The 12425-nt window shown below is 76.0% G+C and carries 6 protein-coding genes; 2 read left to right on the top strand and 4 right to left on the bottom strand.

What is annotated here, in order from left to right:
• Positions 1-748 precede the first annotated feature (748 nt).
• Positions 749-1138, bottom strand: a complete 390-nt coding sequence (locus E1B22_RS08190; RefSeq protein WP_135225255.1) for a hypothetical protein — start codon at positions 1136-1138, stop codon at positions 749-751.
• A 1676-nt stretch (positions 1139-2814) separates the two neighbouring features.
• Between E1B22_RS08190 and E1B22_RS08185 the strand changes: the two genes are divergently transcribed.
• Complete coding sequence (locus E1B22_RS08185) at positions 2815-4167, top strand: hypothetical protein (RefSeq protein WP_207669856.1); 1353 nt, start codon at positions 2815-2817, stop codon at positions 4165-4167.
• Between the two features lie 290 nt (positions 4168-4457).
• Positions 4458-7301 (top strand): bifunctional GNAT family N-acetyltransferase/acetate--CoA ligase family protein, encoded by a 2844-nt coding sequence (locus E1B22_RS08180; protein ID WP_243123259.1) that lies wholly within the window; start codon positions 4458-4460, stop codon positions 7299-7301.
• A gap of 102 nt (positions 7302-7403) precedes the next feature.
• On the opposite strand, the gene E1B22_RS08175 is transcribed toward E1B22_RS08180, so the two are convergent.
• From E1B22_RS08175 to E1B22_RS08165, 3 genes are all read right to left on the bottom strand, one after another.
• Positions 7404-8471, bottom strand: a complete 1068-nt coding sequence (locus E1B22_RS08175) for an MBL fold metallo-hydrolase (RefSeq protein WP_135225254.1) — start codon at positions 8469-8471, stop codon at positions 7404-7406.
• Between the two features lie 525 nt (positions 8472-8996).
• Complete coding sequence (locus tag E1B22_RS08170; protein WP_135225253.1) at positions 8997-10817, bottom strand: acyl-CoA dehydrogenase family protein; 1821 nt, start codon at positions 10815-10817, stop codon at positions 8997-8999.
• A gap of 411 nt (positions 10818-11228) precedes the next feature.
• The gene (locus E1B22_RS08165) at positions 11229-12407 is read right to left on the bottom strand and encodes an acetyl-CoA C-acyltransferase (protein ID WP_135225252.1); all 1179 of its coding nucleotides are present in this window, start codon (positions 12405-12407) and stop codon (positions 11229-11231) included.
• Positions 12408-12425 lie beyond the last annotated feature (18 nt).

Below are 12425 nucleotides of genomic sequence, written 5' to 3'. Positions count from 1 at the left end.
AAGGGGGAGCCCCAGGGGAGCCCCAGACCCCACGACGGGCGCTGGACCACGACCTCTACCACCGGAGCCTGCACGACGCCTGGCGAGGGGGCCTCGACGCCGCCCGGACGCCCGGCGGGTTCGACCGGTGCGAGCCCAAGGCGGGTTCGACCGGCAGGACCCCACAACGAGTTCGACCGACGGGAGCCCACGGCGGGAGCCCTCGGCGGGTTCGACGACGGGTGGCCGCGATGGGTGCGGCGGCAGGTGCCCCAGCCCACGGGAAGAACCTGCGGTGGGACCTAGACCCGCTCGGAGCCCTGCCCGGCCCTGGGGTGCGACGCCCAGCCCGAAGACGTCGCCGGTCGACCGACGCCGACCATCGACCGGCCGCGCGACCCGGGCGCCTGGTAGACACCCGTCATGCCTGACGGCCTACCTTGCGGGGATGACCGCCGGCCCCGGCGCGGTGGGGGGTCAGACGGACCAAGGCTGGGAACGGACCACGCGATCGGCCGGCGCCCGGCTGTCGACCCGTCCCTGGCTGGAGCGGACGGGTTGGCCCGCGCTCGTCGCGGAGCCGATGGCGGGAATCCCGAAGCATGGAAACCACGAGTGTAGTCTATGGGACGCGGTGGCCCTCTGTCAAGGGAGGAACCGGCCGGCCCAGCCGGCCGACCGCTGCGCCGCCCCCGAGGGGGCTGCATCGGGCTCGAAGGGGGGCTCGCCGGGCGACACGGGACCAGAAGGGGTGGCCCGCCCCGCGCCGTCATCCCCCGCCGCCACGGGCCGATGGCGGGTGCTCGGTATGGCCCTCGGGGACGGTGCCGCCGGCGCGACGGGCCATGGCGGCCCGCAGGCGACCGACCACGCGGGGTGTCGCCCCCTGACCCTGGCCCTGCTGGCGGCCATCCGCCTCCGCATCCCCCGGGCCGCCGCTTCCCCCGCGGTGGCCCCCCTGGGCCGCGGCGCGGCCGGAACCGGCACCCTGGTCGCCCTGATCGCGGCCGCGATCGGCGCCGGTCCACTGGGCGGTGGCGGCCAGCAGCTGTTCCATCTGCTGGGCGATGGCCTGGCTCTCGCTGATCACCTGGCGGAGCTTGCGGAGGTTGTTCTCCATGTCCTGGCGCAGCTGCAGGTGGGCGCTGATCAGCGTCATGGCCGGGTTCTCGCCCCCGGCCCCGGCCGGCGCCGCCGCCCCCCGGGGATGGCCAGCCGACGGGTCGCCACCGGCGTCGCCTCGGAGAGCCGAGGGCTGCACCGCCGGGCCCACCCCTGCGGCCGACGGCGGCCCCGGCGGGACCGTTGAACCGGTGCCGGCCGGCCTCCCCATCCCGCCGCCCGGCCACGGCCAGGATTCCACGGCGACCGGTGGCATCCAAGGCGGACCGGGGAAGGCGGGCGGGGTCCCGCCCAGCAGGGCGGGCGCGCCCGCCGGCCACCCGGGCCAGGGGACGGTCCAGCCCGGGATCCCGGCCGGGGTCCAGGGCGGCACGGCGGCCCCGGAAGGGGCCGGCCGCTCCCGTCCCTGGGCCGCGGAAGGGCCTTCTCCTGCCGGCGCCACACCGGCCTGGCTACGGCCCCGCTCCCGGCCCCCGCGGCTCGACCTCCGCGACCCCGCCTGGGGTGCCGTTCCGGCCGCCGTGGCCCCACCGCCCGCGGCGTCGCCGGCCTCGGGCCTCGGGCTCGCTGCGTCGTCGCCCGACCGCCCGGGACCGCCCGGCGTCTGCTCCCGGCGTGGAGCACCCTCGGCATGGGATGGTCCAGGGGCATGGGACGGTCCAGCACCCTGGGCAACGGACGGCCACGCCGGCCATGCCGCCCCCCAAGGGATGGGGATCGCCCCCGCTCCCGGTGGGATGCCCGGTCCCACCGCTCCCAGGGGGAACGGGCCCATCCAAGCCGGCATGCCGACCGGCGGCAGCCCGGTCGCCTCCGCTCCGACCCCGTCCGCGGGGCGCCCTCCCGCCGACGTCGCGTCGTCCCGTCCTGCGCCCATCCCGGCTGCGCCCATGGTCCCGCCCCCCGCTCCTTCGCCGATCGGTCGGTGTCCCGTGCCGGCTCCGGCGAGGCCCGCCGGCGGAGCTTCGCCGCCGGCCGCCGTGGCGCCATCCCCCATCGCCCGGGTCCACCGCGCCAACCAGCGGCGCGCCTCCACCAGGGGGGCGGCGTCCCGAGGCTGCCCGCGACCGGCCGTGGGGCTGTCGTCGCCCCCCTGGGAGGACCGAGCCCCCACCGCGCCGGCGCCGCGCAAGGTGCCGGCGGCGAGCCGCGGGCTCCCCGGGGAACGGCGTCCCGCCCCTTCGCCCACCGACCCCGACCGCGGGCTCGCCCGCCCAGCGCCGTGGCCGGCGTCGGCGCCGGGGCCGGCCATGGTCCCGCCCGGCAGCGCACCCCTGGGGCCGGCGGGCCCCCTGGCCGCGGGGTCGGCCGTCGCCGCGGCACGCCGCCCGGCGGCCCCATCCGCCGAAGGGGTAGGCGCCGCGCCAGCCCCCGTTCCCTGCACCTTGCGCAAGGTCACCCTGCGCGCCACGGACCGCCCTCCCGTCGCCTCTCGCGGGTAGTCTGCCCGCCCGCCGCGGCCCGTAGCCGGCCGCACCCGTGGGGACTCGCGCCGACGGCTCCTCGCATCCGGCGGCGGCTGGCGCGGATGCCCGATGCCCACATCCGCCGCCCCCTCCCCGCATACCCATGGGACGGGCGGGACGGCCGCGCCGCCCGCCGTACGCCGCAGGGGGGGCACAGTCTCGTGCGGGGGTCCGCTGGGGCGCCCGGTGGACGGCCGCGCCGCCCGCCGTGCGCCGCAGTCGGGGCGCAGGCTGGGGAGGACGGGCGATGATCGGTGGCGGCGGGACACCGCCGGGGACGATCCCGCCGGCCGGGGTCGGCCGCGCCGTCGGCGGCCTCGGACCGGGGCGCGGAGCGGGGCTGGGGCTGGTGGCCCTGGGGATGCTGCTCCTCCTCGCCTGGCTGCTGGCCCGGCCGCCGGGAGCCCCCCTGGCGTCGCCTGCCCTGTCCGTGCGCACCGCGACCCTCGCCTTCGCCTGGCCCGAGTACCGGGCACGGACGGCCCTCACCGCCGACGAGCGCCGGGAGCTGGTCCGCGCCCTCCGTCGCGTCCGCCCCGCCGGCCGCGGCACCGTCTCGGCGCCGCCCGGCCCGCACTTCGCCTACTGGCGGCTGGAGTGGACCGACGCCGCCGGGCGTCGGCACGAAATCTTGATCTCCCGCGAAGGCCGGTTCTTCCAGACGGACCGGGGCCACCTGGATCGGACCGAGGCGCTGTGGGCGGTCCTCGCGCCCGCCACCCGTCGCCTGGCGGACGCCTTCTTCGGCGAACCCCTGCCGTGGCCCCAGGTGGATCGCCTGTGGCCATGGGATGCGGTGGCGTCGCTGCGCGACCTCGAGACCGGGCGGACCCTCCGCGTGGTCCGCTACGGGGGCTATCAGCACGCCGACGCGGAACCGCTGACGCGCCAGGACACGGCCGTCCTGCGGTCCCTGTTCGGCGGCGCCTGGAGCTGGCGCCGGCGGGCGGTGGTCCTGGAGGTGGGGGGCCGGCGGGTGGCGGCCTCGATCAACGGCATGCCCCATGGGGAGGACATCGTGGCCGGAAACGACTTCGACGGCCACTTCTGCGTCCACACCCTGGCCGCCACCACCCACGCCAGCGACCGCGTCGACCCCGGCCACCACCTGATGGTACTCAAGAGCAGCGGCCAACTGGTGGATGCGCTGCGCTCGGCACCACCCCACGCGGTGGCGTCGTGGTTGTCCATCGCCCTGGCCAACGGCGACGCCGCCACCGCCGCCCACATGGTCACCGACCCCCGCGATCCCGCCTGGACGACCCTGGCTCGACGCCTGACCACCCTGCTGGCGTTCGTCAAGGTCGAGCGGGCGACCACCCTGGCGGTCCAGGGTCCCCGGGCCCGGGTGCGCCTGCAGGGCACGGCCTACTACGCCAGCGAGCCTCCCGCGGCCCCGTTCGACCTGACCTGGACGATGATCCGCCAGGACGGGTTCTGGACCGTCGCCGCCGACGACGTCGCCGACCTCTTGCCGTCGCCCCATCCCTCGGGCCGCCCCGCGCCGGCACCCCCGTCCCCTTCCCCCGCCGATCCCGCGGCGGATGCGGGTCTCCCCACCGCCTGGCAAGGGTGCGCCCCCGGCGCGTCGCCGCGGTGACCCGGCGCGCCACCCCGCCATCGGCCCGACGGGGGCGGAGATCGTGCCGCCGCGGCGGCGAGCCTGCCGCCCCGTCGGCGGCGGGATCGACCGGGAGGGCGACGCGGGCACCCTGCGACAGAACCCGTGGCTCCGCCGAAGCCCACGGCCCCGATTCGGGAATCTTCAAGGGGGATGGCCGTCCCCTGGCAGGAAGCGGGCGATCCGCCCGGAAAGAAGAGAGCGCCGGCGGCCGGAGCACGGTTCCACCCCCCGGGCGAGGTCCCACGCCGGCAAGGAGGTCGACGGGCATGCGCAGCGACCCTGGCGATCCCCGGAGCCGCCCCGCCCAGCCCGGCGCAGCGAGCGCCGGGGCCGCGTTGACGCCGGCGTCCGGCACCACCCGACCCCGTCCGGCCCTGGCCTCGCTCCCCGCCCTCTACCCCGCCCCCATCCCCCAGGAGGGGCTCGAGGCGGGCCGCGTGCTGCTCCGCGACGGCACGGCCGCCACCCTGCGGCCCGCGCGGGAGGCCGACCGGCCGCTGGTGGGCGAGTTCCTCCAGCGGGTCTCGGACCTCTCCCTGATGCGGCGCTTCTTCGCCGGCGCCTCGCGGGAGGCCGCGGTGGAGGCGCTGCTCCAGGTCGGGCCGCCCGCCGAGCGATACACCCTGCTGGTGCAGGTGGGTGACCCCGACCATCCGCGCATCGTGGCCAGCGGCACGTACGTCCGCGACCGGGCGGAACCCGACACCGCCGAGGTCGCCTTCCTGGTGGAAGACGCCTACCAGGGCCGCGGCCTGGGCACCCTGCTCCTCGAAAGGCTGGCCCTGATCGCCGCCCGCCACGGCATCCGCCGGTTCGTCGCCTGGACCCAGCCCGACAACCGCCGCATGCTGGAGGTCTTGCGGGCCAGCGGCTTCGAGGCCCACCAGCACCACCGGGACGGCTACGTGGTGGTCAGCCTGGACGTCCAGCCCAGTCCCGAGAGCGTGGCGCGCAGCGAGATGCGGGACCGCATCGCCACCGTGGCGTCGCTGCGACCCCTCTTCCGCCCCCGGGGCGTGGCGGTGGTGGGGGCCTCCCGCGATCCCGGCAGCATCGGCTACCGCATCCTCGAGGCGCTGGTGATGAACCGGTTCCAGGGCCCGGTCTATCCCGTCAACCCGCGGGCGGAGGTGGTCGGGTCGATCCCCGCCTACCGCTCGGTGCTGGACGTCCCGGGCCCGGTGGACCTGGCGGTGGTGGCGGTGCCGCGGGAGGCGGTGCTGGACGTGGTCGACCAGTGTGGCGCCAAGGGCGTGCGGGCGCTGGTGGTGGTCACGGCCGGCTTCGCCGAGACGGGTCCCGAGGGCCGGGCGCTGCAGGAGCGCCTGGTGGCCAAGGTGCGCGGCTACGGGATGCGCATGGTGGGCCCCAACTGCCTCGGCCTGATCAACACCGCCCCCGACGTGCGGATGAACGCCAGCTTCTCCCCGGTCTTCCCGCCCCACGGACGGGTGGCCATGTCCTCGCAGAGCGGTGCGCTGGGGCTCGCCATCCTGGAGTACGCCCGCGACCTCGGTCTCGGGCTGTCGAGCTTCGTCAGCGTCGGCAACAAGGCGGACGTGTCGGGGAACGATCTCATCCAGTACTGGGAGGACGACGAGGACACGGACCTGATCCTGCTCTACCTGGAGTCCTTCGGCAACCCCCGCCGCTTCGCGCGGCTGGCCCGCCGCGTGGGCCGCAAGAAGCCGATCCTGGCGGTGAAGGCGGGCCGCACCGCCGCGGGGACCCGGGCCGCGGGCTCCCACACCGCCGCCCTGGCCGCCAGCGACGTGGCGGTGGAGGCGCTGTTCCGGCAGGCCGGGGTGATCCGCGCCGACACGCTGGAGGACATGTTCGACATCGCCGCGCTGCTGGCGAACCAACCCCTCCTCGCCGGACCGCGGGTGGCCATCGTCACCAACGCGGGGGGACCGGGCATCCTGGCCACCGACGCCCTGGCCTCGGCGGGACTGGAGGTGCCGGAGCCCTCCCCCGCGACCCGCGAGGCCCTGCGCCGATTCCTCCCGCCGGCGGCGAGCGTGGCCAACCCCATCGACATGGTCGCCTCCGCCACCGCCGAGCAGTACCGCGAGACCCTGCGGGTGGTGCTCCGCGACCCCGGCTTCGACGCGGTGCTGGTGATCTTCATCCCCGTGGGCCTGGCCGACGTCGACGCCGTCGCCGCCGCGGTGCGGGAGGCGGTGGCCGAGGCCCGACGGGCGGGCCATCGCAAGCCCGTGGTCGCGTGCTTCATGAGCGCCCGCGGCCTGCGCCAGCCCCTGGCCGTGGGGGACGAGCGCATCCCCTCCTACCGGTTCCCCGAATCCGCCGCCCGGGCCCTGGCCAAGGCGTACGAGTACGCCCGCTGGCGCCAGCGCCCGCTGGGCCGGATCCCCGCCCATCCCGACCTGGACGTCGACCGGGCCCGCGACCTGTGCCGCGCGGCCCTCGGGCGGGGCGGGGGGTGGCTGTCGGCCCAGGAGGTCGACGGGCTGCTGGAGGCCTTCGGCCTGCCCCGGGTGCGCAGCCGGTTCGTCCGGGACGAAGAGGCGGCCGTGGCGGCCGCGGCCGACCTCGGCTACCCCGTGGCGGTGAAGATGGCCTCGCGCACCCTGGTGCACAAGACCGAGTGGGACGGGGTCCAGCTGCACCTCGCGGACGCGGCGGCGGTGCGCGCCGCCTGCCGCGGCATCGTCCGCCGGCTGGAGGCCGCCGGCCGCAGGGAGGAGCTGGACGGCTTCGTGGTCCAGCCCATGGTGCCGGCCGGCACCGAGCTGGTGGTCGGGGTGACCCAGGATCCCCTCTTCGGCCCGCTGGTGGCCTTCGGCCTCGGCGGGATCCACGTGGAGGTCCTCAAGGACGTGGTCTTCCGCATCACGCCGCTGACCGACGTGGACGCGGCGGAGATGATCCGCAGCATCCGGGGCTATCGCCTCCTGGAGGGCTACCGGGGCCACCCGCCGGCCGACCTGGAGGCGATCCAGGACGTGCTGCTGCGCGTCTCGCGGCTGGTGGAGGAGGTGCCGGAGATCGCCGAGCTCGACATCAACCCGCTGATGGCCTACGAGCCGGGGCGGGGCTGCCTGATCGTCGACGCCCGCGTCCGGGTGGAGGAACCCGGCCGGTAGGCCGATGCCTGCGCCAGGACCGGGCGTCAGCGGGGGACCGCCTCGCGATCGGGGCCGCACGGCGGCCGGCGCCGCGCACCCTCTGCGGCCGGCGGCCGCCGCCTATCCGGCCCCGCCCGCCGCCGTCACCATGAGGACGCCGCTGCCCCCGGGTTCCGGCCGGCAGCGCACCCAGCCCTCGCTCTCCATCCACGCCACGTGGCCCTGGACCTCGGAGAGGGCCAGCAGCAGGTGCCCCGCATCGCCCGACCCGAACAGATCGACGGCCAGCCGGTACAGGGTCGACCGGCCGCCCCGGGCGGCCAGCGCGTCGCGGATCTGCCGGGCCCGTCGTTCCATGTCCGCGAGGCGACGCTCGATCAGCTCCCGGTGGCCACCGAAGGGGTCGCCGTGGCCCGGCAGGCAGCGCCGCGCCGGAAGCGGCCGCACCCGGCGCAGCGACCGGCGATAGTCCACCAGGCTGCGGGGCGGCTCGGGCCGGAGGGGCCGGCCGCGTTCGTCCAGGGGCGCAGGCTCCAGCAAGGCGTTGGAGGAGATCGTCGGAAGCAGGTGGTCGCTGCTGATGAGCAGGCCGTCCCGCTCCCGGTAGAGACACACCTGGGACTGGGCGTGGCCCGGCGTGTGGAGCACCAGCCAGCGGTCGTCGCCCATGGTCAGCTCGTCGCCGTCCTCCAGCCACCGGGCGACCGACACCGCGGGCTCGGCGGCCATCAGCGCCGCAAGCCCCTGGAGCAGGCCGCCCGCCACGTCCGCCGGGACCCCCGCCGAGCGCACGAATCCCTGGAAGAACCGGACCCGCTCCGGGTCGTCACCGCCGCGGAAGTGTCGCGCCCCCCAGCGATGGCCTACCACCGCGGGCCGGCGCGTCCCCGGCCAGTGGCGCAAGAGGCCCATGTGGTCGGCGTGGGTGTGAGTGATCACGACCTGGGCGACGTCGTCCCAGCCGAGGCCCGCGGCCGCCAGCCCCGCCTCCAGGGCCTCCCGACCGCGCCGCCCGCCCGGCCCCACGTCGACCAGGGTCGGCACCCGGCCCAGGATGAGGTAGACGTTGACGACGCCGACCGCGAAGGGGGTGGGCACGGGGATGCGGAGCACGCCCTCGTCCACGGGGTGGACGCCAGCGGGCACCCCCGTGACCGACGCGTCGACGCCTCTGCCCGGCGTTGCCATGGCCATGCCTCCTCGTCGAAGCGGCAGCCGGTGCGGCCGCCGATGGGGTCGCCGCTGCAGCGGCCTTGGAGGGGTGGGGCGCGGCGTGGTCGCGGGAAGCGCCCCGCCCTCCCGTCCCCGGCAGCTGGGGCGTGGAGGCGGTGGACCCCGCCCTCCCGGGGCCCGGGCGCCCATGGGGTGCCGTCGGCCTCGGGACCGGCGGGGGCTGCCGCCGCTGCCGTCGATGGCGCAGGGGGTCCCGCGGCACCGGGCCGCGGAGGAAGGGGGACGGGCGGGAGCCAGGGCTCCCGCCCGTCCCCCCCCCCCTCGCCCCCGGCCCCTGCTGTCGAAGGGCCGCCGGGAGGGCGCCCAGGGGTGCGGAGGGCGCCGACCGGCCTCCCGCATCCCGCCGCGACCGGGCGCCCGGGCGCATCGGGAGCCCGCGCCCGGGCCGCCAGGGGGCGGTGGCCCCGCGTGCAGGGCTCCCGGGCGCCTCGGACCCCGCGTGCCGCGGCGCCCGCCCGAGCCGGCGCCGTCGTCCCGGATTCAGCGGTCGCCCAGCGGGTAGCCGCCGGCCTCCAGGACGGCCCGGGCCACCTGCCGGCCCAGGGCCACCTGGTTCACCGGCTCGCGCCGCAGCAGGCGCCGGACGATGCCCAGCTGCACCTGCAGGGCGTCGCCGCGCTCGATGGCCGCCAGGGCATTGCGGGCGACGATCTCCACCCGGTCGAGGCTCCCGGCCACGAAGAGCCGCGCCAGGTCGGCGTGGACGCCGGTCCCGCCCGCCTTGAGGGCCCGCAGCACCGCGCTCTCCATGGCGTACAGCTCGATGCACAGGTCGGCGATGGCCGCCAGCAGCTCCTGCTCGTGTTCAAGCTGCTGCATGTACCGCTGCACCGCCAGGCCCGCCACCATCAAGGTCAGCCGTCGCGCGTTGGCGATCAGGGCCTGTTCGTCCGCCAAGGGACCCGACGCCGCCTCCCCGGCCGGCCCCAGGGGCGACAGCTCCGCCAGCTCCTTCTGGACCCGACCGAGGGCCTGCATCAGCGGGAGCTTGCCCTTCAGGGTCCGGCGCATCAGCTCGCGGGGGATCAGCAGGCGGTTGATCTCGTTGGTCCCCTCGAAGATCCGGTTGATGCGGGCGTCGCGGTAGGCCCGCTCCACCTCGTACTCCTGCATGTAGCCGTAGCCGCCGTGGATCTGGACGGCCTCGTCGACCACGAAGTCCAAGGTCTCGGAGCCGAAGACCTTGTTGATCGAGGCCTCCACGGCGTACTCGGAGATGGCGGCGATGGCCTGCCGGCCCGCGTCGGGGGCGTCGCCGTCGATGGCGCTCAGGCTGGCGTCGAAGGCCCCCGCCGTGCGATAGACCATGGCCTCCAGGGCGTAGGTGCGGGCGGCCATGGCGGCCAGCTTCTGCTGGATCAGCGGGAAGTCGGCGATGGGCCGCCCGAACTGCTTGCGGCCCTGGGCGTACTGGGTGGAGACGGCGATGAGCTCCTTGCAGGCCCCCAGGTTCCCGGCGGCCAGCTTCCACCGGCCGATGTTCAGGATGTTGAAGGCGATGTGATGGCCCTTGCCCACCTCGCCGAGCACGTTCTCGACGGGCACCGGCACGTCGTTCAGATAGAGCGTCCGCGTGGACGAGCCCTTGATGCCCATCTTGCGCACTTCCTCCGACACCGCGACGCCGGGGAAGTCGCGCTCGACGATGAAGGCCGTCATCTTCTCGCCGTCGACCTTGGCGTAGACGACGAAGACGTGGGCAAAGCCCGAGTTGGTGATCCACTGCTTCTGGCCGCTCAGGACGTAGTGCTTGCCGTCGGGCGACAGCACCGCCCGCGTCTTGCCGCCCAGGGCGTCGGAGCCGGCGTCGGGCTCCGTCAGCGCATAGGCGGCGATCCACTCGCCGGTGGCCAGCTTGGGCAGGTAGCGCCGCTTCTGCTCGGGGGTCCCGAAGTAGACGATGGGCAGCGTGCCGATGCCGGTGTGGGCGCCGAAGGTCACCCCGAAGGAGCCCGCCGGCGCCAGTCGCTCCACCACCAGGGTAGCCGTCGCCTTGTCGAGGCCGAGCCCCTCGTACTCCGTGGGGATCTCCACCGCCAGCAGGCCGAGCTCCCCCGCGCGCCGCAGCAGGGCCACCGAGTGCTCGTGCCGGCCGTGCTCGAGCTCGTCGATCAGCGGGCGCACTTCCTTCAGGGCGAAGTCGCGGGCCACCTGGCCGATCATCTTCTGCTCCTCGGTCAGGTCCTCCGCGGTGAACACCTCCGCCGGCGCGGTACCCTCGATCAGGAACCCGGCACCCACCGGCCGCTTGCGGGCGGGGGCTTCGGGCTCACGCGCCGGCATGGGCTGCGCATCGGCCATGGTCCTCCCCTCCTTCGAACATCCTCCGGTGGAGCATCCTCCGGTCCCGCCGGCGGCTCCGGTCACGGCGGCGGACGATCCGGCCGGATCCGCCGGTCGAACCCGCACCCCCCGCCGCGGGGCCACCCGGCCCCGCGGCGGCGCCAGCACCCCGGGGCCTCCGCCGCCCCCGGACCGTGCCGTGGCGGCGCGCCGGAAGCGAACGGCGTCGAGCCGGCATCCCCCGGTCTCCGCCGGCACGCCGGCCTCTGCCGGGACGGGGTTCCGCCGGCACGCCGGGGCCTCCCGGGACGGGATGCCCCAGCACCCCTGGACGGCCCCGGACGGCCCCCGCGGGACCGCCCCGGCCTGGCCTCCCCGGGGTGGCACCCCGCGCGCGACGCGGCGCGATGGCCTCCGGGGATGGCGCCATCAGCTGGCGAACTCGAAGACGCCCGCCGCCCCCATGCCGCCGCCGATGCACATCGTCACCACGCCGTAGCGCGCCTTGCGCCGCGGGGCCTCGTGCATCAGGGTGACCACCTGCCGGGCGCCGGTGCATCCCAGCGGGTGGCCCAGGGCGATGGCCCCCCCGTTGACGTTGACCCGCGCGGGGTCCAGCTCCAGCTCCCGAACCACCTGCACCACCTGGGCGGCGAAGGCCTCGTTCAGCTCGATCAGGTCCACGTCCTCCAGCCGCACGCCGGCCATCTTCAGCGCCTTGGGCACCGCCACCACCGGGCCGACGCCCATGATGTCGGGGTCGACTCCGCCGACGGCGAAGCTGCGGAAGACCGCCCTGACGGGGAGCCCGCGTCGCGCGGCCTCCTCCGCGGCCATGACGATCACCGCCGCGGCGCCGTCGTTGGTCGGCGAGGAGTTGCCCGCCGTCACCGTGCCGTCGCGCCGGAACACGGGCTTCAGCTGGGCCAGCTTCTCCAGCGAGGTGTCCCGCCGCACGCACTCGTCGGTGTCGAAGGTGAAGGTCTCCTCGATGCGCTTGCCGCCTTCCACCCGCACCCGCCGGACGGGGACGGACACGATCTCCTCCTTGAACCGGCCCGCATCGATGGCCGCGGCGGCCTTGCGGTGGCTCTCCAGCGCCCAGCGGTCCTGGTCCTCGCGGCTGACGCCGAAGCGCCGCGCCACCTCTTCCGCCGTGTGACCCATCCCCATGTAGACCTGGGGGTACTCGGCCACCAGGGTCGGGTTGAGGGACGGGTTGTGCCCCATCATCGGCACCCGGCTCATGGTCTCGACGCCGCCGGCGATGACGATGTCCGCCCCGCCCACCATCACCCGCTCTGCCGCGATGGCGATGGCCTGAAGGCCCGACGAGCAGAACCGGTTGACGGTGAAGCCCGGCACGTTGGTCGGCAACCCCGCCCGGATGGCCGCGATGCGGGCGATGTTCAACCCCTGCTCGCCCTCGGGCAGCGCGCAACCGAGGATCACGTCGTCGATCTCGCGCGGTTCGATGCCCGGCGCCCGTTCCAGCACCGCCTTGATCACCAGGGCGGCCAGGTCGTCCGCCCGCATGTCCTTGAGCGCGCCCTTCTGGGCGCGGCCGATGGGTGTCCGGACGCCCGCCACGATCACCGCTTCGCGCATGGGACTCACCTCGCTCCC

It is taken from the genome of Thermaerobacter sp. FW80, from assembly GCF_004634385.1.
Taxonomy (GTDB): Bacteria; Bacillota; Sulfobacillia; order Thermaerobacterales; family Thermaerobacteraceae; genus Thermaerobacter; species Thermaerobacter composti.
The sequence above is the reverse complement of the archived record's forward strand: the minus strand, read 5'-3'. Positions and strand labels throughout refer to the sequence as shown.

Bases quoted from the DNA above. Each gene is read 5' to 3' on its own strand.
- E1B22_RS08190 (WP_135225255.1), bottom strand. From the start codon at position 1,138: ATGACGCTGATCAGCGCCCACCTGCAGCTGCGCCAGGACATGGAGAAC.
- E1B22_RS08185 (WP_207669856.1), top strand. From the start codon at position 2,815: ATGATCGGTGGCGGCGGGACACCGCCGGGGACGATCCCGCCGGCCGGG.
- E1B22_RS08180 (WP_243123259.1), top strand. From the start codon at position 4,458: ATGCGCAGCGACCCTGGCGATCCCCGGAGCCGCCCCGCCCAGCCCGGC.
- E1B22_RS08175 (WP_135225254.1), bottom strand. From the start codon at position 8,471: ATGGCAACGCCGGGCAGAGGCGTCGACGCGTCGGTCACGGGGGTGCCC.
- E1B22_RS08170 (WP_135225253.1), bottom strand. From the start codon at position 10,817: ATGGCCGATGCGCAGCCCATGCCGGCGCGTGAGCCCGAAGCCCCCGCC.
- E1B22_RS08165 (WP_135225252.1), bottom strand. From the start codon at position 12,407: ATGCGCGAAGCGGTGATCGTGGCGGGCGTCCGGACACCCATCGGCCGC.